23 protein-coding genes are annotated in these 26134 nt (G+C 71.3%); 11 read left to right on the top strand and 12 right to left on the bottom strand.

The features are described from left to right. Window positions 1–3: 3 nt before the first annotated feature. Complete coding sequence (locus ABZ444_RS35770; protein ID WP_357966033.1) at window positions 4–4194, bottom strand: HAMP domain-containing protein; 4191 nt, start codon at window positions 4192–4194, stop codon at window positions 4–6. A gap of 189 nt (window positions 4195–4383) precedes the next feature. Here ABZ444_RS35770 and ABZ444_RS35765 point away from each other — a divergent pair, with 189 nt between their 5' ends. Beyond that, complete coding sequence (locus ABZ444_RS35765; RefSeq protein WP_358006937.1) at window positions 4384–5859, top strand: SpoIIE family protein phosphatase; 1476 nt, start codon at window positions 4384–4386, stop codon at window positions 5857–5859. A gap of 52 nt (window positions 5860–5911) precedes the next feature. Here the strand turns inward: ABZ444_RS35765 and ABZ444_RS35760 are convergent, their stop codons facing one another. The 3 genes from ABZ444_RS35760 to rho all read right to left on the bottom strand — a co-directional run bounded on the left by ABZ444_RS35760 (window position 5912) and on the right by rho (window position 9967). Then, a complete protein-coding gene (locus tag ABZ444_RS35760; RefSeq protein WP_358006934.1) occupies window positions 5912–7678 on the bottom strand; it encodes a prolyl oligopeptidase family serine peptidase in 1767 nt (588 codons plus the stop codon). A 145-nt stretch (window positions 7679–7823) separates the two neighbouring features. Further along, on the bottom strand, window positions 7824–8834 hold the full coding sequence (locus ABZ444_RS35755; protein WP_358006931.1) for a putative RNA methyltransferase: 1011 nt from the start codon (window positions 8832–8834) through the stop codon (window positions 7824–7826). Window positions 8835–8854: 20 nt separating this feature from the next. Continuing rightward, window positions 8855–9967 (bottom strand): transcription termination factor Rho, encoded by a 1113-nt coding sequence (gene rho, locus ABZ444_RS35750; RefSeq protein WP_358006928.1) that lies wholly within the window; start codon window positions 9965–9967, stop codon window positions 8855–8857. 391 nt (window positions 9968–10358) lie between these two features. Between rho and ABZ444_RS35745 the strand changes: the two genes are divergently transcribed. The 4 genes from ABZ444_RS35745 to ABZ444_RS35730 are packed head-to-tail and all read left to right on the top strand — an operon-like array spanning window position 10359 to window position 12634. Further along, window positions 10359–10499: a hypothetical protein gene (locus tag ABZ444_RS35745; RefSeq protein ID WP_358006925.1), complete on the top strand. Its 141-nt coding sequence runs from the start codon at window positions 10359–10361 to the stop codon at window positions 10497–10499. Window positions 10500–10509: 10 nt separating this feature from the next. Beyond that, on the top strand, window positions 10510–11250 hold the full coding sequence (locus ABZ444_RS35740) for an MBL fold metallo-hydrolase (RefSeq protein ID WP_358006922.1): 741 nt from the start codon (window positions 10510–10512) through the stop codon (window positions 11248–11250). Window positions 11251–11274: 24 nt separating this feature from the next. Beyond that, entirely contained in the window at window positions 11275–12141 is an 867-nt protein-coding gene (locus ABZ444_RS35735; RefSeq protein WP_358006919.1) for a hypothetical protein, read from the top strand. A gap of 10 nt (window positions 12142–12151) precedes the next feature. Further along, on the top strand, window positions 12152–12634 hold the full coding sequence (locus tag ABZ444_RS35730) for an NUDIX hydrolase (RefSeq protein ID WP_358006916.1): 483 nt from the start codon (window positions 12152–12154) through the stop codon (window positions 12632–12634). On the opposite strand, the gene ABZ444_RS35725 is transcribed toward ABZ444_RS35730, so the two are convergent. After that, on the bottom strand, window positions 12593–14494 hold the full coding sequence (locus tag ABZ444_RS35725) for a nitrate- and nitrite sensing domain-containing protein (protein WP_358006913.1): 1902 nt from the start codon (window positions 14492–14494) through the stop codon (window positions 12593–12595). The two genes, ABZ444_RS35730 and ABZ444_RS35725, sit on opposite strands and share 42 nt — an antisense overlap. 62 nt (window positions 14495–14556) lie before the next feature. On the opposite strand from ABZ444_RS35725, the gene ABZ444_RS35720 reads away from it, so the two are divergent. Next, window positions 14557–14970: a hypothetical protein gene (locus ABZ444_RS35720; protein ID WP_358006911.1), complete on the top strand. Its 414-nt coding sequence runs from the start codon at window positions 14557–14559 to the stop codon at window positions 14968–14970. A gap of 2 nt (window positions 14971–14972) precedes the next feature. Here ABZ444_RS35720 and ABZ444_RS35715 read toward each other — a convergent pair whose 3' ends face one another. After that, complete coding sequence (locus ABZ444_RS35715; RefSeq protein ID WP_358006908.1) at window positions 14973–15425, bottom strand: hypothetical protein; 453 nt, start codon at window positions 15423–15425, stop codon at window positions 14973–14975. 74 nt (window positions 15426–15499) lie between these two features. On the opposite strand from ABZ444_RS35715, the gene ABZ444_RS35710 reads away from it, so the two are divergent. Further along, entirely contained in the window at window positions 15500–16027 is a 528-nt protein-coding gene (locus ABZ444_RS35710; RefSeq protein ID WP_358006905.1) for a DUF6886 family protein, read from the top strand. On the opposite strand, the gene ABZ444_RS35705 is transcribed toward ABZ444_RS35710, so the two are convergent. From ABZ444_RS35705 to lysS, 4 genes are all read right to left on the bottom strand, one after another. Continuing rightward, a complete protein-coding gene (locus ABZ444_RS35705; RefSeq protein WP_358006902.1) occupies window positions 16002–16964 on the bottom strand; it encodes a 2-dehydropantoate 2-reductase N-terminal domain-containing protein in 963 nt (320 codons plus the stop codon). The two genes, ABZ444_RS35710 and ABZ444_RS35705, sit on opposite strands and share 26 nt — an antisense overlap. Window positions 16965–16983: 19 nt before the next feature. Beyond that, entirely contained in the window at window positions 16984–17712 is a 729-nt protein-coding gene (locus ABZ444_RS35700; RefSeq protein ID WP_358006899.1) for a glycosyltransferase family 2 protein, read from the bottom strand. Window positions 17713–17772: 60 nt separating this feature from the next. Continuing rightward, the gene (locus ABZ444_RS35695; RefSeq protein WP_358006896.1) at window positions 17773–18039 is read right to left on the bottom strand and encodes a phosphotransferase; all 267 of its coding nucleotides are present in this window, start codon (window positions 18037–18039) and stop codon (window positions 17773–17775) included. A gap of 83 nt (window positions 18040–18122) precedes the next feature. Then, the gene (lysS, locus tag ABZ444_RS35690) at window positions 18123–19736 is read right to left on the bottom strand and encodes a lysine--tRNA ligase (protein ID WP_358006893.1); all 1614 of its coding nucleotides are present in this window, start codon (window positions 19734–19736) and stop codon (window positions 18123–18125) included. A gap of 89 nt (window positions 19737–19825) precedes the next feature. Between lysS and ABZ444_RS35685 the strand changes: the two genes are divergently transcribed. Next, window positions 19826–20341: a DinB family protein gene (locus ABZ444_RS35685; RefSeq protein ID WP_358006890.1), complete on the top strand. Its 516-nt coding sequence runs from the start codon at window positions 19826–19828 to the stop codon at window positions 20339–20341. Window positions 20342–20344: 3 nt separating this feature from the next. Here the strand turns inward: ABZ444_RS35685 and ABZ444_RS35680 are convergent, their stop codons facing one another. Beyond that, the gene (locus ABZ444_RS35680; RefSeq protein ID WP_358006887.1) at window positions 20345–21457 is read right to left on the bottom strand and encodes an ROK family transcriptional regulator; all 1113 of its coding nucleotides are present in this window, start codon (window positions 21455–21457) and stop codon (window positions 20345–20347) included. 90 nt (window positions 21458–21547) lie between these two features. Between ABZ444_RS35680 and xylA the strand changes: the two genes are divergently transcribed. From xylA to ABZ444_RS35665, 3 genes are read left to right on the top strand one after another with little or no spacing between them, the layout of a single operon-like run. After that, window positions 21548–22699 carry a xylose isomerase gene (xylA, locus tag ABZ444_RS35675; protein ID WP_358006884.1) on the top strand — a complete coding sequence of 384 codons (1152 nt, stop codon included), beginning with the start codon at window positions 21548–21550 and terminating at the stop codon, window positions 22697–22699. Then, a complete protein-coding gene (locus ABZ444_RS35670) occupies window positions 22696–23439 on the top strand; it encodes a sugar phosphate isomerase/epimerase (protein WP_358006881.1) in 744 nt (247 codons plus the stop codon). The genes xylA and ABZ444_RS35670 overlap by 4 nt, the downstream gene beginning before the upstream one ends. A gap of 25 nt (window positions 23440–23464) precedes the next feature. Further along, a complete protein-coding gene (locus ABZ444_RS35665; RefSeq protein ID WP_358006879.1) occupies window positions 23465–24568 on the top strand; it encodes a Gfo/Idh/MocA family oxidoreductase in 1104 nt (367 codons plus the stop codon). 9 nt (window positions 24569–24577) lie between these two features. On the opposite strand, the gene ABZ444_RS35660 is transcribed toward ABZ444_RS35665, so the two are convergent. Then, the gene (locus ABZ444_RS35660; protein WP_358006876.1) at window positions 24578–25858 is read right to left on the bottom strand and encodes an esterase-like activity of phytase family protein; all 1281 of its coding nucleotides are present in this window, start codon (window positions 25856–25858) and stop codon (window positions 24578–24580) included. Window positions 25859–26134 lie beyond the last annotated feature (276 nt).

The following is a 26134-nucleotide window of genomic DNA, read 5'->3' as shown; positions in this document are numbered from 1 at the left end:
CGATCACGACCCTTCAGCGGTTGAGGGCGACGAGTCGGTCGTGGCTCCTCGCCCACGGCTGAGCCAGCCGCGCAGCCGTTCGAGCAGGCGATCGACGTCGACCGGCTTGGGCACGTAGTCGGACGCGCCCGAGGCGATGCTCTTCTCGCGATCACCACGCATGACCTTAGCGGTCAGCGCGATGATCGGCAGGTCTGCGAACTGGGGCATGCGCCGGATGGCCGAGGTCGTGGCCCAGCCGTCCATCTCCGGCATCATGATGTCCATCAGCACGAGCGCGACGTCCTCGTTCCGTTCGAGCTGCTCGATCCCCTCGCGGCCGTTCTCGGCGTAGACGACCGTCGATCCGTGTCGCTCCAGCACGCTGGTGAGGGCGAACACGTTGCGGATGTCGTCGTCGACGATGAGGATCTTGGCGCCGTTGAGCGGGTCGTCGCCCTGCCACTGGGCGGGCGTCTCCACCGGCGCCTCCACCAGCTCGGGCATCGGCATGTCGAGCGGCGGCGGCTCGGGCAGGGTCGCGGCGGCGGCCTGCTCCTCGGCGGGCGAGGTCATGAGCTGCCGGCGCGGGGCCGTGCTGCCGTCGGTGGCGGCCAGCGGGCCGGTGTAGGAGGCCGGCAGGTAGAGGGTGAACGTGCTGCCCCTGCCCAGCTCGCTGTCGACGTGGATCTCGCCGCCCAGCAGCCGGGCGATGTCGCGGCAGATGGCCAGGCCGAGGCCGGTGCCGCCGTACTTGCGGCTGGTGGTGCCGTCGGCCTGCCGGAACGCCTCGAAGATGACCTCGCGCTTGTCGGGCGCGATGCCGATGCCGGTGTCGATCACCTGGAAGGCCAGCAGGTCGGTGGCGTCGTGGAGGGTGTCGTCGTCGAAGTCGACGCCCCGGGGCGCCGCCGCCACCCGCAGCTTGACCTCGCCCTTCGGGGTGAACTTCACCGCGTTGGACAGCAGGTTGCGCAGCACCTGCTGCAGACGCTGCTCGTCGGCCCGCAGCTCACTCGGCACGTCGGAGGCCACCTCGACGCCGAACGACAACCCCTTGTCCTGGGCCAGCGGCGCGAAGGCCGCCTCCAGCAGGTCGACCATCTTGGGCAGCGACACCTGGATCGGATGGATGTCCATCCGGCCCGCCTCGACCTTCGACAGGTCGAGCATGTCGTTGATGAGCTGCAGCAGCGCCGAGCCCGCGCTGTGGATCGTGCGGGCGAACTCGACCTGCTGGGACGTCAGGTTGCCCTCGGCGTTCTCGGTCAGCAGCTTGGCCAGCACCAGCAGGCTGTTGAGCGGTGTGCGCAGCTCGTGGGACATGTTCGCGAGGAACTCGGACTTGTACCGCGAGGAGACCGCGAGCTGCTCGGCGCGCTCCTCCAGGGTGCGGCGGGCCTGCTCGATCTGGAAGTTCTGGATCTCGATCGCGCGGTTCTGCTTGGCCAGCAGCGCCGCCTTGTCCTCCAGCTCGGCGTTGGACCTGCGCAGCTCCTCCTGCTGCCGCTGGAGCTCGTCAGAGCGTTCCTGCAGCTCACGGGTGAGCCGCTGGGACTCGGTCAGCAGGTCTTCGGTGCGGGAGTTGGCGATGATCGTGTTCATCGTGACGCCGATGGTCTCGACGAGCTGCGTCAGGAAGTCGAGGTGCACCTCGCCGAACGGGGTGAAGGAGGCCAGCTCCAGCACGCCGAGCACGCGGTTCTCGAACAGGATCGGCAGCACGACGATCTGCGCGGGCGTGGACTGGCTGAGCCCGCTGTCGATGGTGATGAACTGCGGCGGCACGTCGTCGAGGATGATGTGCCTGCCCTCGGCCGCCGCCTGGCCGACGATGCCCTCGCCGATCGCGAAGCGCCGGCGCGGCCCCCGGTCGGGACGCACGCCGTAGCCGCCGATCAGCGTCAGCTCGTGGTCGCCCTCGGGGTCGATGCCGTAGAAGGCGCCGTAACGGGCCGAGACCAGCGGAGTGAGCTCGCTCATCGTCAGCTTGGCCACCTCGAACAGGTCGCGGTGGCCCTGCATGAGCCGGGAGATGCGGGCCAGGTTGGACTTGAGCCAGTCCTGTTCCTGGTTGGCCTGGGTGGTCTCGCGGAGGTTGGCCACCATCGAGTTGATGTTGTCCTTCAGCTCCGCCAGCTCGCCCTGAGCCTCGACGGCGATCGACCGGGTCAGGTCGCCCCGGGCCACGGCGCTGGTCACGGTCGCGATGGCACGCACCTGCGTGGTCAGGTTGCCGGCCAGCTCGTTGACGCTCTCGGTGAGCCGCTTCCAGGTGCCCTCGACGCCCTCGACCCGGGCCTGGCCGCCGAGCTGGCCCTCCGAGCCCACCTCGCGGGCCACGCGGGTGACCTCGGAGGCGAAGGAGGACAGCTGGTCGACCATCCGGTTGATGGTGGTCTTCAGCGCCAGGATCTCGCCCTGGGCGTCGACGTCGATCTTGCGGGTCAGGTCGCCGTTGGCCACGGCCGTGGTGACCTCGGCGATGTTGCGCACCTGATAGGTCAGGTTGTTCGCCATGAAGTTGACGTTGTCGGTGAGGTCCTTCCAGACGCCCGACACGCCCTGCACCCGCGCCTGGCCGCCGAGCTGCCCCTGCGTGCCCACCTCGCGGGCCACCCGGGTGACCTCGTCGGCGAAGGACGACAGCTGGTCGACCATCGTGTTGAGGGTGTCCTTGAGCTGCAGGATCTCGCCCTGCGCGTCAACGGTGATCTTCTTCGACAGGTTGCCCTGCGCCACCGCGGACGAGACGGCCGCGATCTGGCGCACCTGCGAGGTGAGGTTGTTGGCCATCGAGTTGACGTTGTCGGTGAGGTCCTTCCAGACCCCGGACACGCCGCGCACCTGCGCCTGGCCGCCGAGCTGCCCCTCGGTGCCCACCTCGCGGGCCACGCGGGTGACCTCGGAGGCGAACGAGGACAGCTGCTCGACCATCGTGTTCATGGTCGACTTGAGTTCGAGGATCTCGCCCTGGGCGTCGACGTCGATCTTGCGGGTCAGGTCGCCGTTGGCCACGGCCGTGGTCACCTGGGCGATGTTGCGCACCTGGTAGGTCAGGTTGTTGGCCATCGAGTTGACGTTGTCGGTGAGGTCCTTCCAGACGCCCGACACGCCCTTCACCTCGGCGCGTCCGCCGAGCTTGCCCTCGGTGCCGACCTCGCGGGCCACCCGGGTGACCTCGTCGGCGAAGGACGACAGCTGGTCGACCATCGTGTTGAGGGTGTCCTTGAGCTGCAGGATCTCGCCCTCGGCGTCTACGGTGATCTTCTTCGACAGGTTGCCCTGGGCGACCGCCGTCGCGACGGTCGCGATCGAGCGCACCTGCGAGGTGAGGTTGTTGGCCATGAAGTTGACGTTGTCGGTGAGGTCCTTCCAGACGCCCGACACGCCGGTGACCTGCGCCTGGCCGCCCAGCTGGCCTTCGGTGCCCACCTCGCGGGCCACGCGGGTGACCTCCTCGGCGAAGCCCGAGAGCTGGTCGACCATCGTGTTGACGGTGTTCTTCAGCTCGAACATCTCGCCCACGGCGTCGACCGTGACCTTGCGGCTCAGGTCGCCCTTGGCGACCGCCGTGGTGACCACGGCGATGTCGCGGACCTGCGCGGCCACGCGCGAGGACATCGTGTTGACGGCCTCGGTGAGGTCGCGCCAGCTTCCCGACATGCCCCGCAGGTTGGCGCTGCCGCCCAGCCGGCCCTCGGTGCCCGCCTCGCGGGCGACCCTGGTGACCTCGGAGTTGAACAGGGCGAGCTGGTCGACCATGCCGTTGATGGCCTTGCCCAGGCGGCGCACCTCGCCGCGGGCCGACCGGTCGAGGTCGATGCGCCGTGACAGGTCGCCCTTGGCCACCGCGTCGATCACGTCGGCCGCGCCGCTGACCGGGCTCACCAGGGCGTCGATCAGCATGTTGACCGACTCGACGCTCTCGGACCACGCCCCGACGCCCGGGCCGGGCGTCAGCCGCTCGCCGAAGCGCCCTTCCTTGACGACTTCTTTGCGAACTCTTGCCAGCTCGTTCGCGAGATGTTCGCGGCGGTCGGCCACTTCGTTCAGCAGCAGGCGCACTTCGCTGAGGATGCCGGGAGGAGCGTGCGGGACCCGACGCCGGAAATCGCCGTCACGCCAGGAGAAGAGAGTCTCCAGCACGGGAACGAGATCCGATTCTGTATAGGTCCTCTCCTCCGGGCTTGATGCGGCCTTGGCCGTGGTCATGGGGCCTCCTTCACTCGCGACGGGTCCCGGCGAGTGATTCAAGTCTGTCACGATGAGTAGCTCGTAGTCCTGCCCTTGGATTTACCCCAAGTCAGTGAGAAGTGTGGTAGGCACGATGGGATGACTGCTTCTCCCCACGCGATCCTGGCCGCGACCTTCGCGCCTGGCGATACCGCTGTGACGGCTGCGATGAGGTTCACGCGCGAGGTGATGACCGCGTGGGCCACCGTCAGCGTGCTCCATACCGCCGAGCAGGTGGCCGGCGATCTCGCGGAGCAGGTCTCTGACGAGCCGTTTGAGGTGATTTGGAAGCATTACGGGGACGCCGTCCAGGTCGAACTGCGGCAGCGGATCACCGCGCACGGCGACCCGAAGGCTCCTTCCGTGAACGTGGAGGAGTGGGGAGTCACCTTCGCGGGCGATTCCCGTGTCCATTGGGCAAGGCTCACGCTACCCGGCTCCGTCGACCAGGTGGCCGCGGAATGGTCGGAGGAGAGCGCGCGGGGCCCCCACTGGCTCGGGTTCCTGGCCGACGCGAGCGACCTGCTGGCCGGCACCCTCGACCCCGACATGGTCCCGGCGATCATCGCCCAGATCGTCGTGCCCCGCCTGTCGAGCTGGTGCGCCGTCTACACCGCCGGCAACTCGGGCGGCCCGCTGCGGCTGGTCTACCTCTGGCACGCCGACGAGGCCCGCATCGACGGCCTGCGCGAGCAGCTCACGGACATGAACGTCGGCGCGGCCGACACCAGGGCCACGTCCACCATCCACCTGAACGACTCCCAGGTGCTGGCCGTGCCGCTCACCGCGCGCGGCCGCGGGCTCGGCATGATGTGCCTCGGCCGGTCCGACCGCTTCCCCGACGAGGTCATCCAGTTCGCCGACGACATCGGCAGGCGCGCCGCGCTGGCCATGGACAACGCCCGGCTCTACGCCCAGCAGGCCGCGGCCAACCGGGCGTTGCAGCGCAGCCTCCTGCCGCCGAACGAGCCCGAGGTGCCCGGCCTCGACTACGGCGTCATCTACGAGCCCGCCGGCGAGGCCAACGAGGTCGGCGGCGACTTCTACGACCTGTTCAAGGCGGGCGACGACTCCTGGCGCTTCGCGATCGGCGACGTCTGCGGCACCGGCCCCGAGGCCGCCGCGGTGACCGGCCTGGCCCGTCACACGCTGCGCCTGCTGGCCCGCGAGGGCTACGGCGTCGCCGCGGTGCTCGGCCGGCTCAACCAGGCGATCCTGGAGGAGGGCGAGCGGGCCAGGTTCCTCACGTTGCTCCACGGCGACATCACGCCCGTGGAGTCCGGCCTGGAGGTGCGGCTGGTGTCGGCCGGCCATCCCGAGGCGCTGCGGCTCAAGCCGAGCGGCAAGGTGGAGGCGGTGACCACGCCCCAGTCGCTGCTCGGCGTCTTCCACGAGGTCGTGTTCGAGGCCGACACCATCCATCTCGACCACGGCGACGTGCTGCTGGCGGTGACCGACGGCGTGACCGAGCGGCGCTCGGGCGGGCGGCTGCTCGACGACGACGGCGGCCTGGCCAAGCTGCTGGCCGAGTGCGCCGGGCTGTCGGCCAGGGCGGTGGCCGAGCGCATCCGCAGGGGCGCGGCTGAGTTCGCCGCCGAGCCGAGCGCCGACGACCTCGCCATCGTGGTCCTGCGCGCGCGCTGACCCGCGCGGGAGCGCCCCCCGCAGGAGCGCTCCCACGACGTGCGCGAGAGGGTCAGCCGACGTGCACGTGCTTGCGGGCGAACTCCAGTTGCAGGGCCGTCTGCGCGATGCGTTCGGCGACCACGAGCGAGCCGCGGATGGCGCCGTAGGTGTAGAGCTCGTGCTCGCGGCCGTGCTCGGCCAGCTTGGCCACGTACTTCTCGATCTGGCGCAGCGGGCAGCGGGTGTCGTTCTCGCCGGCGAGGATCAGCAGAGGGCTCTTGATCTGGTCCACGTACGTGATCGGCGAGCAGAAGGCGTACCGCTCGGGCTGCTCGTCGGGGGAGCCGCCGAGCAGGGCGCGCTGGTAGGCGCGCAGGCTCTCGGCCTCGTCCTCGTAGCAGGTCTGGTGGCAGGCGATGGGCACCGCGGCGATGCCCGCGGCCCACAGGCCGGGCTGGACGCCGAGGCCGAGCAGCGAGAGGTAGCCGCCCCACGCGGTGCCGGCCAGGATCAGCCGGGCGGGGTCGATCGTGCCCCGGTCCACCAGCGTCCGGCGTACGGCGGCGATGTCGGCCAGCTCGATGTGCCCGACGTCGCCGTGCAGCGCGTCCCGCCAGGCGGAGCCGTAGCCGGTCGAGCCGCGGTAGTTGACGCGGACGACGGCGAAGCCCGCGTCGACCCAGGCCGCGACCTCGGGGGAGAAGGCGTCGCGGTCGTGGTCGGTCGGGCCGCCGTGTATGAGGAAGACCGCCGGGTGGGGCGCCGCGCCGGTCTCGGGCTTGGACACCAGCGCGTGGATGCGCCCGCCGGGCCCCTCGACGTCGAGGTCCTCGACGGGGACGCTCGGCGGCGCCGACGGGCCGCCCGCGTTGAGCACGACCTGTCCGTTGCTCGACCGGATGACCGGCGGACGCGAGCCGCTGGACCAGGAGTACTCGATGTGGCCGCCAGGCCGTGGCGCGGCCTCGTCGATCACGCCGTGCGGGGTGTCGATGAGCGTCAGGACGCCGCCCGCCAGGTCGTAGCGGTGCAGGTAGCTGCGGGCGCGGTGGTCGCGCAGGATCAGCAGGCCGCGGCCGTCGTCGTACCATTCGGCGGCCAGGTCGCCGGGGTCCTTCAGCCAGATCTCGCGCTGCTCGCCGGTGACCGGGTCCCAGACCAGGGGCTCGTGGCGCTGGCGGCGCTCGTGCAGGGTCAGCAGGCGGCGGTCGCCGAGCACCGGGGCGAAGCTGAGGCCGTGCACGCCCTTGTCGGTGCCGTCGTAGAGCTCGCCGACGGTCTCGCCGTGCTGGTCGACGACGCGCAGCGCCGGACGCCGGAAGTCGCCGTACTCGCCGTGGTTGATGGCGATGAGGGAGCCGTCGAGGGACATGTCGGTCACCCAGGCGGCCTCGGCGTGCTCGTACAGCAGCTCGGCCGGCGCGCCGGGGCGTACCAGGTGGATCCGGAACGTGCCCTCGCTGGCCAGGCTGATGGCGGCCATGCCGGTCGCCGAGAGCGCGATGCCGCCCGGCTGGCCCGGCGGCAGGCCGGGGGCGGCCGGCTCGCTGGGACCGCCCGCGAACGGCTGACGCCACCAGGTGCCGAACTCGTCGCCGTCGGTGTCGGCGAACCAGTAGATCCACTGTCCCGCCGGGTCGATCGCCGCGTACGCGGTGCCCTTGGGCCGGTCGGTGACCTGGCGCACGGCGCCCGTCGCCCGGTCCCAGGCGTAGACCTCCCACGTCCCTGTGGCGTTGGAGCGGTAGATGGAGCGGTTCGGGGCCTGGCGGGCCCAGGCCGGCAGCGTCATGCGCGACGCACGGAACCTGGCCTGCCAGCGTTCCTCCGCCTTCATCCGGTGCGCCCCCTCCCATCGATGGCCCACGCCCTCTGGGTGCGGGATGCCGTCCAGTATTGCGCCTGAGTCGGGGAAATACTCGGGGAATGTGGGGGAATTTCGGACTAAATACCCCATCAGTAACACCAGTCGCATATGCCCGTCAAGGAACAGGTCTTGAACGGGGCTCAGGCTCGAAGATAGACAGATGAAACGCGGCTCTGACCGTAACTTTCTTCTGGCCATTCTTGGCATGTCGGCTGAAATAGCCGGATATGCGGGAGGCCAGCTCGGCGGAATCAGTGTGCCACGCGCTCGGGCCCATTCCCACGACCTGGACCAGCTCGTCCGGTCCGAGCTCCATGTCGAACTCGATCGTGTGTCGCCCGGTCCGGGTGAACCCCTGCATGCTGCGGGCGACCCGGCGGTCCTTCTCCTCGTCCACCGAGAGCAGCCCCAGCTCCTCGACCAGCGGGCTCAGGTGCGCCGCCGCGGGGGTCGCGACGACCGCGGCCCCTCCAGGGCGCAGGATCCGCCGGAACTCGGGCCCGTTCCTGGGCGCGAACACATCGATCACCACATCGGCCACCCCATGCCGGATCGGGAGCGGTCGCCACACGTCCGCCACGAACGCCCCCAGCCTCGGATGCGCCCGCGCCGCCCGCCGTACGGCGTGCTTGGACACGTCGAACGCCATCCCGATGCCATCGTCCACCGCATTGAGCACGGCCGCCAGGTAGTGCCCGGTGCCCGTGCCGGCGTCGACGATCAGCGGTGCGACCCTGCCCGCCGCGCCGTGACCTTCGACGGTCACCGGCCCACCTTGCGGACCGGCCTCCACTCCCGCCCCACCGTACGCTCTCGGCCCGGATTCGTCATTCGATTCAGTAGAAGATTCACGTTTTTCTCCGCCCGCCACCCGTACGCGTACGGTTTCCGCCAGCGCCTGCGCCAGCGGGGCGTAGTGCCCGGCCGCCAGGAACTCGGCCCGCGCGGCCACCATCGCGGGGCTGTCGGCGGTGCCGGGCGGGCGTGACCCGGTGAGCAGGCTGACGTACCCCTGCTTGGCCACGTCGAAGGAGTGCCCCCGCGCGCACCGCAGTGCGCCGTCGGCGAGCTCCACGTCCGCGTGGCAGACGGGGCAGATCAGGTGTTCGACGATGTCGGCCAGCATGCGCCCATTCTCCAGCGGCCTCACGCCGCCGCGCGCAGCGCCTCCAGCAGGAACGCGGCGTTGGACGGCGTCGCGCGCAGCTTGCCGACGAGCGTCTCCAGGGCCTGCTGCCGGTCCAGCCCGGCGAGCGTGCGGCGCAGCCGCCAGATCACCTGCCGCTCCTGCGGGTGCAGGAGCATCTCCTCGCGCCTGGTGCCGGAGGCCTCCAGGTCGACCGCGGGGAACAGGCGTCGCTCGGCCAGGTCGCGGGCGAGGTGGAGCTCCATGTTGCCGGTGCCCTTGAACTCCTCGTACAGGCTGTTGTCCATGCGGGAGCCGGTGTCCACGAGGGCGCTGGCGAGGATGGTCAGCGAGCCGCCGCCCTCGACGTTGCGCGCCGCGCCGAAGAAGCGCTTGGGCGGGTAGAGGGCGCGGGCGTCGATGCCGCCGGTGAGCACCCGGCCGCCGCCCGGCGCGAGGTTGTTGTAGGCCCGGCCGAGCCGGGTCAGCGAGTCGAGCAGCAGCACGACGTCTCGGCCGGCCTCCACCAGGCGCTTGGCGCGTTCGAGGGCCAGCTCGGCGACGGCGGCGTGGTCGCGGTCGGGGTGGTCGAAGGTGGAGGCGAAGATCTCGCCCTGGACGGAGGCGCGCATCTCGGTCACCTCCTCGGGCCGCTCGCCCACGAGCACGACCATGAGGTGCACCTCGGGATGGTTGCGGGTGACCGCGGCGGCCAGCGCCTGCAGCACCATCGTCTTGCCGGCCTTGGGCGGCGCCACGATGAGACCGCGCTGCCCCTTGCCGATGGGCGCGACCAGGTCGATGACCCGGGTGCTGAGCGACCCGGTCTCGATGACCAGCCGCTCGTCGGGATGGACGGGCGTCAGCTCGTCGAACCGCGGCCGGTCCCGCCACTCGGTCAGGCCGTTGACGGACTGGACGCCGGCCAGCTTGCTCCCGGCCACGGAGGCCACGACGTGGTCGCCGCGCCGCAGCCCGAGCTGCCTGACCCGGTCGGCGGGCACGCGTACGTCGCCCGGCCCGGGAAGGTGTTCCGCGCGGATGAAGGCGGACTTCTCCTGCACGTCGAGGAGGCCGCTCACCTGCCCTGCGGGCGTTTCCGCGCGCTGTTGCGGAATGGTGTGAACAGACATGATGAGCCCCTTTGGGGGAGATGCGCCGACCAGAGATCGGCGAGTTCGATGAAGAAGCCGGGCCCGGATAACCTGGGCGGGGCTTGACGAGGAAAACCAGCGGAGCGGAAGCTCAACGCTTGTGGGGAAGATACCACACGTTCCGCCCCATGAAACGCCTAGCCCTCTTGGACTATTCCCGGACGGTTCTGGTGTGTTCTGCCGCGTGTCCCGGCCCGAACGCGTGACAATGTTCTTCATCGCACCACGCCGTGCGGACGACCCCCGGCCGGCGGTGCGGCGAAGGCACACAACCCCCATCAGCGCAGCGGCACCGTGTCAAGTGACATGCAGGACCCCTGCAACTCGGCGGGGGTTCCATGGACACATCCGAGCTCCTTGGGGGATCGCCATGAAGACCGTCCACTGCCCGCAGTGTCAGCACACGCTCGACGAGGGCCCGATCATCTACCGGTGCGCCCACTGCTGCCGCGCCGTCTACGCCGCCGACCTGGAGAACGAGTACGTTCCGCGGCAGCCCGTCGCCGCCTAACCTAGGCGGGATGAAGCACAGCCCCATCACCGTCTCCGGCGTCGAGGTGACGCCGCTCTGCGACGCGGTGGGCCCGATGGGCCCCGCGATCCGCCTCCCGCTCGCCGAGATGTTCCCCGGCTCCGACCCGGCGGACGATCAGTGGGTCCTGCACTTCCACTGCTACCTGCTGCGTGACGGCGCAGGCCGCCTCACCCTCGTCGACACCGGCATCGGCGGGGAGGACTCCCCGGCGGCCGGCTGGGCGCCCGTGCCCGGCGTCCTGACGGACGAGCTGGCGGCGGTGGGCGTCACGCCCGCCGACATCGGCACCGTCGTCCTCACCCACCTGCACAGCGACCACGCGAGCGGCGCTGTCGCGGACGGCCGGCCGGTGTTCGAGAACGCGCGCCACGTGCTCCAGCGGGCCGAGGTGGACTCGGCCTCCGGAGTCATGTCCGACCTGCTGCTGGCCCCGCTCAAGGACCAGCTCCACGTCGTCGAGGGGCAGGCCGAGATCGCACCGGGCATCCACGTCCGGCACACGCCCGGCCACACCCCCGGCCACCAGATCGCCAGGGTCGGCGACCTGGCCATCACCGGCGACCTCGTGCTCCACCCGGTGCAACTGGCCGACCCGGGCATCCACTACGCCTACGACGACGACCAGGAGACGGCCGCGCGCACGCGCATCGAGGTCCTGGCGGCGCTGAGGGCCGAGCGGGCGACGATCGCCACCGCGCACTTCAGCGAGCCGTTCATGCGTCTTTGATCCGTTACGGCACCATAGGCTGTCATGAAGATTCGTGTTGTGGCCGGAGTCGCCCTCGGCGCCGCACTGCTGGCCCCCGCCCCGGCGTCGGCGGCCACCGCGCCCGAGCTCTCGGGCGCCGCCGTCTACGCCGACAACGGCCACCGGCTCGCCCGCTACGAAGGCGGGGAGTGGAGCACCCTCGTCAAGATCGCCGCGCTGCCGCAGTTCGCCGTCTCGCCGGACGGCAGGAAGGCCGCCTGGGTGACCGACGGCGGCAACCTCCAGGTCAAGGACGGCGCCAAGACCGTCACCGCGGCCACGAAGCTCCAGGGCGGCACGCCGTGCCTGACCCCCGTCTGGTCGCCGGACTCGACGCAGATCGCCTACGTCGGCAAGGGCGAGACCATCATGGCGGTCAAGGCCGACGGCACCGGCAGGCGCAGGCTCGGGGCGTCCAAGGGCGTGTGCCATCTGGCGTGGGCGGCGGGCGGCCGTTACCTCGCGGGCTACACCGGCGAGGCCGACGCCGTCTACCGGCTCGACGTCAGGACCGGGAAGGCCGCCAGGGCCAAGGGCGTCAAGCTCGTCACCCACGTGCAGAGCCTGTCGCCGAACGGCCGCAACGCGGTCGTCGCGGTCCCCGCCGATTCCGCCGCGCTCGGCGACGGCAGCTGGCCGGCGGCCTTCAAGCCGGCCGTGGTCGACCTGGTGACGGGCCGGCAGCTCACCCCGGCCGTCAAGGGCCGGCTGATCGGCGCGTTCTACCTGGCCGACGGGCGGCTGGTCGTCCGCGTGGCGGGCGGCGCGCACAACACGCTGGTCGTGCTGGACGCCGCGGGCAAGGAGAGCCAGCGGGTCGAGGAACCGGCCAGGGCCAGGACCCAGGCCCTGCTGCAGGTGCTGCCGTAACGTGGGCCCGGTGAACGATTTCTGGTCCACCGTCAACCGGGTCGTCACCGGAGCCGCGGCCTACATCACGGACGAGCGGGGCCGGGCCCTGCTCGTCAAGCCCAACTACCGCGACCACTGGTCCTTCCCCGGCGGCATCATCGATGCGGGCGAGCACCCGGCGCAGGCGTGCGCCAGGGAGGTCGCCGAGGAGCTCGGCCTGGTGCTGGAGGTCGGCAGGCTGCTCGCCGTGAGCTGGGTCGACGGCCTGGCCTACGTGCCGTACGCGATGGTCAACTTCATGTTCGACTGCGGCGAGCTCCCGCCGGGCGCGGTGATCACCTTGCAGGCCGAGGAGCTGGACGACCACGGCTTCTACACCCACGAGGAGGCCGCCCGCCTGCTGCCCGCCCACGGCCACCGGCGGCTGCTGGCGGTCGCGCGGGCGCGGGCCTCGGGCAGGACGGCGTACCTAGCTCCCGGTGAGGACCGGCTGGTCGGCCAGGAGGGCTGAGGGCAGGAAGACCATCGCGGTCAGGCCGCCGTAGGGCGAGGGCGCGAGGGTGACCTTGATGTCGTGCCGGGCGGCCAGCCGGCCGACCACGAACAGGCCCAGCCGGTCGCTCTGCGCCAGGTCGAACTCGGGCATCTTGGCCAGCCGGTCGTTGAGCTCGTCCAGCTCGACCCGGGGCAGGCCGAGGCCGCGGTCCTCGATCTCGATCATCAGGCCGTGCGGGGTGCTCGAACTGCGCATGTCCACCCTGGTCTTGGGGGGTGAGAAGAGCGTGGCGTTCTCGACCAGCTCGGCCAGCAGGTGGGCCACGTCCGTGACGGTCGCGCCGAGCAGCGCGGTCTGCGGCGGCATGAGGATCTCGACGCGTTCGTACTCCTCGACCTCCGCGACGGCCGCGCGCAACACGTCGAGGATGGGCACCGGGTTGCGCCAGCCGCGCCCCGGGGCCTGGTCGGACAGGATGATCAGGCTCTCCGCGTGCCTGCGCATGCGGGTGGTGAGGTGGTCCAGCTTGAACAGGTCGGCCAGCAGGTCCGGCTCCTCGGTGGCCCGCTGCATGCCGTCGAGCTGGAGCAACTGGCGGTGCAGCAGCGACTGGTTGCGCCGGGCCAGGTTCACGAAGACCTGGCTGACGCCGTGCCGCAGCCTGGCCTGGTCGACGGCGGCCTCGACGGCCGTGGACTGCACGTGGTTGAAGGCGCGCACGATGTCGGCGACCTCTGAGGTCTCCGTCCTGACCTCCAGCGGCGCGACCTCGGCGGCCGTGGGCGGGCGGGTGTTCGTGCGCAGCCGCTCGATCAGCCCGGACAGCCGCACCTCGGCCAGTTCGGTGGCCGCGTCGCGCAGCCCGGCCAGCTCGCGGACCAGCCGCCTGCGGAAGCGCAGCGACAGCAGGATCGAGGCGAGCACGGCGAGCAGGCCCACGCCGCCGGCAACGCCGATCTTGATCAGGATGCTCCCGGCGGCCGGCGTCACCCGGGCCACGATGCCCGCCACGGCCTGGCCCTGGTCGCGTTCGAGCACGGCCCACAGGTTCTGGCCGTCGATCTCCCAGGTGGCGGCGGTGGCAGGCAGGCCGTTCATCGCGGCCTGGCCCCGGATGGCGTCCTCGGCGTCGAGGAACTCCTTGTAGACGGGCGAGGCGGCCAGCTGCTCGTACGGGCCGCGCAGGCCGCCGTCCAGGTGCGAGAGCGCCTGCGAGTACAGCAGCCGCCGGGTCGCCACCATCCCGGTGAACGCCTCCCGCTCGACGGCCTCGACCCGCCCTCTGGCCAGCACCACGACGATCATCGCGCGTTCCCGCGAGACCAGGTCCTTGGCCTCGCCGAGCATGGTGACGGCCCGCGCCTGCCGGTACAGCGACATGTCGGGCACCAGCACCATCGCGTCGTACATGCGGAAGGAGGCGTCCACGATCTGGCTGTAGCCGTCGATCACGGCCAGCGGCGCGACCGTGTTGCCGTCGACCTCGGCGCGGATGCCGGCCAGCAGGTCGAGCTTGGCGTTGAGGGCGTCGAGCTGCGTGCGCATCTCGGGCGACATCCCGCGCTGGTCCTTGGCCAGCTTGCGGAAGGCCGCCACGGCCCGGTCGGTCTGCCCGCGCTGCCTGGCCAGCTTGTCGGCGCCGCGCTGGGTGGCCAGGAACGCGACCGAGGCCAGCCGCTCGTCCTGGAGCTCGGCGTTGATCCGCTCCGACGGCGTGGCCAGGTTGGAGGCCAGTTTGTTGATCTCCAGCAGGCGCAGGCCGTCGCCGCCGGTGAGGCCCGCCGCGAACGCCCACAGCCCGACCAGGGACAGCAGCGGCACGAGCAGGAGGATCAGGAGCTTCAGAGCAATGGGACGGCCACGCGTGGGGGGCATGCGACCTCCGGGTGCATGATGAGATCGCCTCGCAGATTACACCCCCCCTTGGAAGGATTTCTGTGCGTCTTCCGCGTTCCACCGCCGGTTGGACCATCGGCGTCTTCGGCGTGCTCGCCTTCGCGCTCGGGCTCGTCGGGCTGCTGTCGCCGGACTCCCTGCTGGTCCTGCTGGGTTTCGAGGTGCTCGACGTACGCCCGTCCGGCGACTACACGCTGGTCTACATGGCGGCTTCGTCGATGGCGGCGGTGAACATGGGGGTCTATTACGTTTTCGCGGCATCCGCCGACTACACGCCGTTCTTCCGGTGGACCGTGCCGTTCAGGCTGGTGACGTTCGCGGTGTTCACGACGCTGGTGCTGACGGGGGCGGCGCCGGGCGAGTTCTTCGGCGTGGGGCTCTGGGAAGGCGTGGGAGCGCTGGCCACGGGGTTCGCGCTCTGGCGCGAGGGCAAGCTGCTGCCCTCGCGCCCATGAGCTCACGGCCTGGTGTCGTCGGGACGGCCGCCGGCCACCAGCCGGTCGCCGTCCGCCCGTTCGTGCGCGGCTCGCTCGCTCGCGACCCGTTCGTGTGCGACGCGGCCGTCCGTCACGCCGTCGGTCACGCCGTCGTTCGCGGCGCGGTTGCGGTCGCGTTCGAGCCGCCGTTCCAGGTCGCGCTTCTCGCCCTCCAGCCGGGAGACCCGGTCGGACGCCTCGGCGCGGGCGGCCCGCAGCCTGCGGCGATTCCTGGCCGTCCTGCGCGACCCGGCGCCGATCAGCCAGATCCCCGCCAGCAGTGCGGCCGCGGCGACCGCTCCCGCGAGGAACATCTGGACGTGGTCGAGCTGGTAGGTGTTGCCGAACAGGATGTACCTGGAACTCTCCTCCGTCGCCACCAAGGCGACGGCGCCGCCGGCGAGCAGGACCAGGATCAGACCCAATAAGACCATCCGAACTCACCCCTTGTCGTCAGAGCGCGTTTCTTCTGCCCTGACGAAGACGGGGTATGCGCATGATGGCGGGTATGAGACCCGAGCCAGGCCAGGTGCTGCATTTCTCCGAGGACCCGACCATCGAGCGGTTCGTGCCCCATGTCGCGGTGACGTCCTCGCTCGGCGAGCCGTACGTGTGGGCGGTCGGCCACGACCGCTGCCCCGACTACTGGTTCCCGCGCGCCTGCCCGCGGGCGATGGCCTGGCGCGGGCCGGACACGACCGACGAGGACGTGGCCAGGATCGCCGGCGCGGGCTGCGGCGACCGCGTGCACGCCGTCGAGTACGCCTGGCTCAAGGCCATCATGGACGTCCGACTGTACGCCTACCGCCTGCCCGCGGCCGGGTTCGCGCCGATCGGCGACCCGCCGCACGCCGTGGTGTCGAGGGAGCCGGTCGTCCCGCTCGGCCCGCCCGAGCCGGTGAGCGACCTGTTCGAGCTGCACGAGCAGGCCGGGATCCAGCTGCGCGTGCTGGACAACCTGTGGCCGTTCTGGCACGAGGTGACGGGCAGCAGCATGCGGTTCAGCGGGATCAGGCTGCGGAACGCGCGTCGATGAGCGCGGTCAGCTCCGCCACCGGCATCGAGGCGGGCGGCAGCTTCTCGCGGGCGACCCGGTTGGCCTCGCGGCGCAGCACTTCGTTGACCGGCGTGGGCACGCCGTGCTCGCGGCCGAGCAGGACGATCTCGCCGTTGAGGTAGTCGGCCTCGATCGAGCCGCTGCCCCTGGCCAGGCTCTGCCAGGACGACCCGCCGCCACGCTGGACGCCTTCGATGGGGACGACGTCCACCTGGTCGCCGCGGACCCGGCGCTCGTCCTCGGGGGTGGAGTAGGGGATGCCCGCGTGCTCGAACACGTTGATGGCCTCGGCGCGGGCCCGGTCGAAGAGCTCGACCATGCCGTCGGCGTGCCCGACGAGGGCTTCGACGGCGTTGCCGAGGTTGCCGAGCAGCTTGCCGTGCTTCCAGCGCATGACGTCGGGGGTGGCGCGGGCGAGCAGTCCGTGTTTGCCGAGATCGTCGGCGATCTGCCCGGCGAGGTCGTCCACAGCCTGGGGATGGCGCCCGACGTGCAGCAGGCCCGAGTACGGCCGGCCGTAGGCGGCCACGACGCCGGGTTCGAGGTGCTGGGAGGGCAGCCACACGCACATGCCGTAGACCCGCTCGGACCTGCGCAGGACGGTGCGCTCGTTGGCCACGCCGTTCTGGGCGCACACCACCGGCAGGTCGGTCGGCCAGGGATCGAGGGCGGCCAGGGTGTCCTGGGACTTGGTGGCCAGGATCAGCACGTCGTCGTCGCGGGTGGGGATCGGGCCGGAGGCCGCGGGGATGCGCAGGGTCTCGTCGGAGTCGGGGGTGATCAGGCGGAGTCCGTCACGCTTGAGCGCCTCGTGGTGCGCGCCTCTCGCGACGAGCACGACCTCGTGCCCGCCTTGGTGGAGGCGGGCGCCGATGGTGCCGCCGACTGCTCCTGCTCCGATCACTATGTAGCGCATTGTCCGAGAATGTCACTTCTTACTTCGCGAGCGCCACCTCGGTCCGCGGCATCAGGGCGGTCCCGCGCGTACGCTCGCGCATGATCGTCTTCAGGACGCGCCAGCCGTCGCGCACCGCGTGCAGGTTGCTCGCGCCGTGGATCCGGGAGCGCTCGTGGCTGGGCACCTCGTGGATGACCAGGCCGGCCTGGGCGGCCCGGACGTTCATGAGGGTCTCGATCTCGAAGCCGTCGCAGTCGAGCTCCATGACGTCCAGGTGGTCGCGCCAGAAGGCGTTGTAGCCGTAGCACAGGTCGGTGAAGCGGGTGCCGTACAGCATGTTGGTCAGGCCGGTGAGGACCTTGTTGCCGAGCGAGCGGATGGGGCTGAGGTCGTCGGAGCCGCCGCCGGGGGCGTACCGGGAGCCCTTGGCGAAGTCGGCGCCGTCGATGAGGGTCTCGACGAAGGAGCGGATCTCCTTGCCGTCGGTGGAGCCGTCGGCGTCGATCATGACGATGATGTCGCCCCGGGCGGCCTGGAAACCCTCGATGAGGGCGTTGCCCTTGCCCCGCCGGCTCTGCACGACGACCCGGAGGTCGGGGCGCAGCCTGCGCGCGACGGCGACGGTGTCGTCGGTCGAGTTGCCGTCGACCAGGATCACCTCGTCGATCCACTCGGGCAGCGTGGCGAAGACGTGGGGAAGGTTCTCGGCTTCGTTCATCGCGGGGACGATGACACTGACACTGGCGGCGAAGGGCTGCTTGTTCATGGGTACAAGGTGCACCTGCACACATGCAGCCCACTTGACACTGCCTTGCAGTGATCCTACTTATATGCGATCTCCACCGACCAATGCCTCGTCCGCCCGCGCGAGGATCTCGTCGACGGTCTCGGCGGGGGACTGCGCGGAGGTGTCCAGCCACAGGCCGATCCGTGGCGTACCGGCCCGCAGGGTGGCGTCGAGCTGGGCGATCGTCCAGGCGCCGGAGCCGGTCTTGGCGCGTTCGCGCTCGCGGCGCTCGACGGCGGCGGCGTCGGGCGCGAGCACGACCACCCGGAGCGGACGGGTGCGGATCCACCGGGTGAACCGCTCCAAGTCCTCTCCAAGCACCACATCTTGCACAATTGCTGTAAATCCGGCTTCGAAATACAAGTCCGCCGTTCACCCGCGGCCGCCCCTCACCCGCCGACCAGCTTCCGCACCCGGTCGGCGCCCACCGCCATGAGCAGCGTGGGCAGCCGCGGCCCGGTGTCCCGGCCGACCAGCAGCCGGTAGAGCAGCACGAAGAACGCGCGCTGGGCCGCCTTCAGCTCCGGCGTGGGCTTGGCGTCGGCGTCAAGGCCGGCCTGGAGCTTCGGCACGCCGTAGACCAGGCCGGTGAGGCCGTCGAGAGTCCAGTCGTCGAGGCCCTCGGCCAGCAGCCGCAACGACTCGCGCTCGGTCTGGCCGAGGGAGTCGAGCAGCTCCTGGTCGGGCGTCTCGCGTACGCGGGTGCGCTGGTCGGCGGGCAGGTGGTCGGCCACCCAGCGCTGCGCCCGGTCGAGCCGGGGGCGGGCCTGGTCGAGCTCGTCGACGGCGTCGAGGTCGCGCAGGATGCGCAGCGCCTGCTCGTCGTGGCCGGTGGTGATGTCGAGGATCGAGGCCAGCGTGCGGTAGGGCACCGGGCTCGGGGTGGCCGGCAGCGGCCCGGCGGCGGTGCCCACGGCGCGGGCGTGGGCGGCCAGCTCGGCGGGCTGGGCCTGGCCGGCGGCGACCTTGCGGGCCAGGGCGTCCCACTCGTCGTAGAGGCGCTGGATCTCCTGGTCGAAGGCGACCTTGAAGGACTGGGCGGGCTTGCGGCGGGCGTACAGCCAGCGCAGCACGGACGCCTCCATGATCTCCAGCGCGTCGGCCGGGGTCGGCACGTCGCCCTTGGAGCTGCTCATCTTGGCCATGCCGGTGATGCCGACGAAGGCGTACATCGGGCCGATCGGCTGCTCGCCGCCGAACACCTCGCCGACGATCTGGCCGCCGACGATCCAGGCCGAGCCGGGGGAGTGGTGGTCGACGCCCGACGGCTCGAAGACCACGCCCTCGTACGCCCACCGCATCGGCCAGTCGACCTTCCACACCAGCTTGCCGCGGTCGTGCTCGGCCAGCCGCACGGTCTCGCCGAACCCGCACTCGCAGGTGTAGGCCAGCTCGGTCGTCTCGTCGTCGTACGCGGTGACCTTGGTGAGGTCGCGCTCGCACAGCTCGCAGTACGGCTTGTACGGGAAGTAGTCCGCCACCTCCCGGCCGCCGTCCTTGGTCCGGTACGCCGCCAGGATCGCGTCGATCCGCGACCGCTCGCGCACGGCCAGCAGGATCTGCTCCCGGTAGGCGCCCGAGGTGTACTGCTCGGTCTGGCTGATGCCCCGGTAGTCGACGCCCAGCTCGGCCAGCGCCGCGGTCATCGGTGCCTTGAAGTGTTCGGCCCAGTTGGCGTGCGGGCTGCCCGGCGGGGCGGGCACCGAGGTCAGCGGCTTGCCGATGTGCTCGGCCCAGGACGGGTCGATGCCCGCGGGCACCCTGCGGAAGCGGTCGTAGTCGTCCCAGGACAGCAGGTGCACGCAGTCGAGGCCGCGCCGCCTGATCTCGTCGGCGACGAGGTGGGGGGTCATGACCTCGCGCAGGTTGCCCAGGTGGATGGGGCCGGAGGGGCTGAGCCCGGAGGCGCAGACGATCGGTTTGCCCGGGGCACGACGCTCCGCCTCGGAGATCACCTCGTCCGCGAACCTGGAGACCCAGTCGGCCTCTGCACTTTCCGCCATCGAGCCATTGTCGCGGCTCGCCGGGGTCATACGCGAACCGGCCGAAAATGCGGTGCGTTGCCGGTGAGCCCTGCAGTAGCCTCCGGCGCATGACGCCACCCCGTGTACGTCCGCCTTTCGTGGCCGACGAACGTACCCAGCTTGTCGGCTGGCTGGACATGCAGCGCTCGATCGTCCACTGGAAGTGCGAGGGGTTGTCCGAGGCCGACGCCCACCGGCCGGTCCTGCCGACCTCGCCCCTGATGACGGTGGCCGGTCTGGTCGCCCACATGCGCTGGACCGAGCACTGCTGGTTCGAGGTGCTCTTCCTGGGCGGCAGCGCCGAGGGCAACCCGCAGTTCCTGGAGGAGCCCGAAGACGCCGACATGCTGGTCGAGGGCGTCACGCTGGCCCAGCTCCTCGACGACTACGCCAAGCAGTGCGAGCGCTCCAACGAGATCGTCGCCGCCCACTCGCTCGACGACGTCGGCAAGCACCCCGACTTCCGGTCGGCGGCGTCCTCGCTGCGCTGGGTGCTGATCCACATGGTCGAGGAGACCGCCAGGCACGCCGGCCACCTCGACATCGTCAGGGAGCTGGTCGACGGGAACAAGGGCTACTACTGACCCTCACAGGCCCAGCACTTTCGCGGGGTCGGCGACGATCCGCTGGATGATCAGCCCGGCCGCCCCCAGCACCGCCGCGTCGGCGCCGTTGGCCGAGACGACCAGGGCGGGCGGCGTGCCGCGCATCTGCCCCAGCCGGGTCGCCAGCACGTCCCGCGCCGGGGCCGCCAGCCACGGGAACAGCGGGGCGAAGATGCCGCCGAGCACGATCCGGCCGGGGTCCAGCAGGTGCACGGCCGAGGTGAGCGCCACCCCGAGCGCCTCCCCGGCCCGCGCGCAGGCGGCCAGCGCGCACCGGTCGCCCTCGGCCAGCGCGTCCACCAGGGCGGCGACCGAGTCCAGTGCGCCGAGCAGGGCGTCCTGGCCGGCGTACACCTCCAGGCAGCCGCGGCCGCCGCAGCGGCAGGCGGGGCCGTCGGGGGTCACGACGACGTGCCCGAGCTCGCCGGCCAGCCCGTACGTCCCCCGGAACACGGTCCCGTCCACGACCAGCCCGGCGCCGACGCCGATCTCGCCTGAGACGTAGAGGAAGTCCGTCGCCCGCGCGCCGAACCACAACTCGCCCAGCGCCGCCAGGTTCGCCTCGTTGTCGACCGCGCACGGCAGGTCGAGCAGGTCGGCCACCCGTACGTCGCGCCAGCCCAGATGAGGGGCGTTGCGCAGCAGGGCGCCCTCGACCGTGCCGGGCACGGCCAGCGCGGCGCCGATGATCCGCAGCCCGGCCACCTCGGCCTCCGCGGTGACCTCCTTCACCAGGTCGCGCAGCAGTTGCAGCACGCCGGCCGGGTCGGAGCCGCGGTTGTCGGCCGGGCGGGTGCGGCGCAGGCGTACGGACCGGGTGAGGTCGACCACGCAGGCGGCCAGGTAGTCGATGTTGATCTCCAGCCCGAGCGCGGCCACCCGGTGCCCGCTCAGCCCCACGGCCACGCCGGGCCGCCCGCGCTCGCCGTCGCGCACCGCGCCCGACTCGCTCACTGCGCCGGCCTCCAGCAGAGCCGCGACCAGGCTGGACACGGTGGTCTTGGTCAGTCCGGTGAGCTCGGCCAGCGCCGCCCTGGTGAGCGGGCCGTGCCCGTGGACGGCCTGGAGTACCACGGCCAGATTGCGGGCACGCATGGAATCATGCCGGACCCCCCTTGACGCCACCATGCATGCCTCCTCAGGATTATGTACAGATTATGGACTAAAGGTAGGGGACGTCAGCAAATGTCATCCTTCACTCCGACACCAGCCGATCGCTTCACCTTCGGACTCTGGACCGTGGGCTGGCAGGCCCGTGACCCGTTCGGCGACGCGAGCCGTCCCGCGCTCGACCCGGTCGAGAGCGTGCACCGGCTGGCCGAGCTCGGCGCGTACGGCGTCACCTTCCACGACGACGACCTGCTGGCAGTCGAGCCCGACCGGGACAAGGCGATCGCCGCCTTCCGCAAGGCCCTGGACGAGACCGGGATGAAGGTCCCGATGGCCACCACGAACCTGTTCACCCACCCGGTGTTCAAGGACGGCGCGTTCACCAGCAACGACCGCGACGTGCGCCGGTACGCCCTGCGCAAGGTCATGCGCAACATCGACCTGGCCGCCTCGCTCGGCGCGACCACGTACGTGTGCTGGGGCGGACGCGAGGGCGCCGAGTCCGACGCGGCCAAGGACGTCAAGGCGGCCCTCGACCGCTACAAGGAGGGCCTGGACCTGCTCTGCCAGTACGTCCTCGACCGCGGCTACGACCTGCGCTTCGCCCTGGAGCCCAAGCCCAACGAGCCGCGCGGCGACATCCTGCTGCCGACCATCGGCCACGCCCTGGCGCTCATCAACGACCTGGAACACCCCGAGATGGTGGGCCTCAACCCCGAGGTCGGCCACGAGCAGATGGCGGGGCTCAACTTCGTCCACGGCATCGCCCAGGCGCTGTGGCACGGCAAGCTGTTCCACATCGACCTCAACGGCCAGCACGGCCCCAAGTACGACCAGGACCTGATCTTCGGCCACGGCGACCTCAAGAGCGCCTTCTTCCTGGTCGACCTGCTGGAGAACGGCGGCTACGACGGCACCCGGCACTTCGACTACAAGCCGCTGCGCACCGAGGACCCCGACGACGTGTGGGACTCGGCCGCCGCGAACATGCGCACGTACCTGATCCTGAAGGAGAAGTCGCGCGCCTTCCGCGCCGACCCCGAGGTCCAGGAGGCGCTGCGCGCCTCCCGCGTGGACGAGCTGGCCCGGCCCACCCTCGCCGCGGGCGAGACCTGGCAGGACCTGGCCGCCGACGACTTCGACCCCGAGGCGGCGGCCCGGCGCGGCTTCCACTTCACCCGGCTCAACCAGCTCGCCCTTGAGCACCTCATGGGGGTCCGTGGATGACCAGGCCGCTCAGCGTCCAGCTCTACACCGTCAGGGAACAGCTCGCCGCCGACCGCGACGGCACCCTTGAGCGCATCGCCGGCATCGGTTACGGCGCCGTCGAGCCCTTCGACCCGACCACCGACCCCAAGGGCTTCCGCCAGGTGATCGACGACCTGGGGCTCGCGGTGAGCAGCACGCACGCGTACGCGCTGCTCAGCCAGGAGCCCGCCGAGGTCTTCGACGCCGTCGCCACGGTCGGCGCCGACCTGGTGATCATCCCCGGCGGCGTCCCCGAGGCCGAGTTCACCACCCGCGACGGCCTCTCGCGCACCGCCGACCTGCTGAACGGCCTGGCCGAGCAGGCGGCCGGGCACGGCATGCGCATCGGCTACCACAACCACTGGTGGGAGATCGAGCCCAGGATCGACGGCCGCCACGCCATCGAGGCGCTGGCCGACCTGCTCGCCCCCGAGGTGTTCCTGGAGATCGACACGTACTGGGCGGCCGTGGGCGGCGCCGACGTGCCCGCCCTGCTCGGCCGCCTGGCCGGGCGCACCCTCGCGCTGCACGTCAAGGACGGGCCGGTGGTGAAGGGCGAGCCGCACACGGCGGTGGGGTCGGGCGCGATGCCGGTGCCCGAGATCCTGGCCGCCGCGCCGGACGCCTGGCGGATCGTCGAGCTCGACACGTGCGCGACCGACCTGTTCACCGCACTCGCCGACAGCCACGCCCACCTCACCGGCCTGGAGGGATCATGAGCAGCGCAACCAGTCTGGAGGGTTCATGAGCAGCGGGCCCGTGGGCGTCGCGGTCGTCGGCGCCGGGGTGATCAGCGCCCAGTACCTGCGCAACCTCACCGCCTTCCCCGACGTGCGGGTGCTCGGCGTGGCCGACCTGGACACCGGCCGGGCCGCCGTGGCGGCCCGCGAGCACGGCGTGCCCGCCTCGGGCAGCCTGGCCGAGATCCTCGCCCTGCCCGAGGTCGAGATCGTGGTCAACCTGACGGTCCCGGCCGCGCACGCGGCCGTCGCGCTGGAGTCCCTGCGCGCCGGCAAACATGTGTACGGCGAGAAGCCGCTCGCCCTGGACATGGACCAGGCGGCCAAGGTCATGGCCGAGGCCGCCAACCTGGGCCTGCGCGTCGGCGGCGCCCCCGACACCTTCCTCGGCCCCGGGCTCCAGGCCGCGGCGCACGCCCTGCGCTCCGGTCTGATCGGCGAGCCGGTCGGGATCACCGTCGCCTTCCAGAACCTGGGCCCGGAGTCCTGGCACCCCGATCCCGAGTTCTACTACCGGCCCGGCGGCGGCCCCCTGTTCGACATGGGCCCCTACTACCTGACCGCGCTGGTCTCCCTGCTCGGCCCGGTCGCCCGGGTCGCGGGCGGCACGCGCAGGGCCCGCGCCGAGCGAGTCGTCGGCTCGGGCCCCAAAGCCGGCACCCTGTTCCCCGTGGACGTGCCCACCCACGTCAACGCCCTGCTGGACTTCCCCGGCACGGCCACCGCCACCGCGACCTTCAGCTTCGACTCGCCCGTCAGCCGCAAGCTGATCGAGGTGATCGGCACGGAAGGCGCCCTGCTGCTGCCCGACCCCAACACCTTCGGCGGCCCGCTGCTGGCCCGCGGCCGGCACGACCCCGACTGGCGCGAGCTGCCCGTCGCCGCCGGCCGGGCCGGACGCGGCATCGGCGTGCTCGACCTGGCCCGGTCGCTGCGCGCGGGCACGCCGCACCGGGCCTCGGGCGAGCTGACGCTGCACGTGCTGGAGCTCATGACGGCCATCACCGAGTCGGGCGAACGCGCCGAGTTCCGCCCGATCACCTCGGCCGTGACGGCCCCCGAGCCCTTGCCCGCCGGATGGGACCCGTACGCGAGCACGTCGTCCTGACGGGACGGCTCAGAAGAGCGGCTTGGCCAGGCGGATCGTCAGGATCCGGCTGGTCACGCCCGAGTCCACCAGGCGGCCGTCGGCGTCGAAGGTGCCGAGGCCGAAGTCGTTGTCGTTGGCCACGGCGAGCGTCACCGGGTCGAGCAGGGCGACGCCCTCGATCTTGCCGGGCAGGCCGGGGATCGCCGCCAGGTCCACGGCCAGTGCCTTGGGGGCGACGGTGACGTTCGACGGCAGCGACGCCTCCAGCGAGGGCGTGGTGGCCGGGTCGTCGTGCCGGCCGCCGAGCAGGTTCGTCGCCCGGCGCAGGTCCACGGTGTAGAGGCGGGCCACGGCGTCGGTGCGCTCCTGGAGCAGCAGGCGGCCGGGGCTCAGCACGTTCAGGGCGGAGATCTTCATGTCGCCCTGCTCGGCCGCCGGGTCGAAGGTGGCCACGTTCTCCATGGTGTAGGCCCACTCGCCGGTCGGGCGGCCGGTACGCAGGTCCACCCGCAGGATGCGGGCCGTGCTCGACGCCTTGCCGGTCTTCTTGTCGGGGTTGGCGAGCGGGCTCTGCACGGCCAGGTACAGGGCGCGCTCGGCCTGCGAGACGCCGAGCGCCTCGATGCCGCGGTTCTGCTGCCGGGTCGCCAGGATCGCGGGCAGCGTCTCGTGGACCGGGTAGCCGGCGCCGGTGAGCTTCAGGCCCTTGGGGACGTACCTGGCCAGGACGCGGCCGTCGCCCGCCACGTGCAGCAGCGAGGGGGAGTACTCGTCCACCAGCCAGAAGCCGCCGCGGCCGTCGGTGACGATGTCCTCGGTGTCCAGGCCGTTCGGGTCGTAGGGGAGCTGCGTCAGGCCGTCCCAGGTGTAGGGGGGCTCGTCGTGGCCGGACTGGTTGGACAGGCCGGTGATCGGGGTGCCGTCGGAGGTCTTCAGCGGGATGCTCTCCACGATGCGCGCCGCGCCGTGCCGGACGGCCACGCGGACGATCGCCGGCGCGAACTCCGGCACCGGGAACGTGCGCCGCTTCTCCCCGTTGACCTTGGGCTCGCCGTTCGGGCCGCGGTCGGTGACCATCCAGTACTCGCCCGCGCGCCTGGCCGGGAACAGGCCGCTGCCGAGGCCGCCCAGCTTGACGCCGCGGGAGTCCTTGACGATGTCCGGCTCGAAGGCGGCCAGGTCGGGGGCGGGCAGCGTCACGTCGGACAGGACGCGCGGCTGCCGTCCCGAGGCGGCGTCGGCGGGCGCGGCGACGGTGGTGGCCAGAGCCGCGCCGACGGCCAGCATGGCGATGAACGAACGAGACATGACGCTTCCCTTGGCAGCAAACCTACAGATAAGGGTCGAAAGGTATCCGCGCTGGATGTCCTACCGCTGAAGGGCGCGTGAATTCGTCCCACGACATCACACGAAATTTCACGACGATCGGTGACATGTCGTACTAGATGAATGAGTCCAAGGCATAGCTGCGGAGATAGGGCGAGGATGTCCATTCTCGGGTTGTGACGACCGAACTGGACACCCTCGCAACCGCACTCTATGTGAGGGTCGACGATCTGCTGAAGAGTGCGCCGGAACTGGCCC

Source organism: Nonomuraea sp. NPDC005730, assembly GCF_040630865.1.
Taxonomy (GTDB): Bacteria; Actinomycetota; Actinomycetes; order Streptosporangiales; family Streptosporangiaceae; genus Nonomuraea.
The sequence above is the reverse complement of the archived record's forward strand: the minus strand, read 5'-3'. Positions and strand labels throughout refer to the sequence as shown.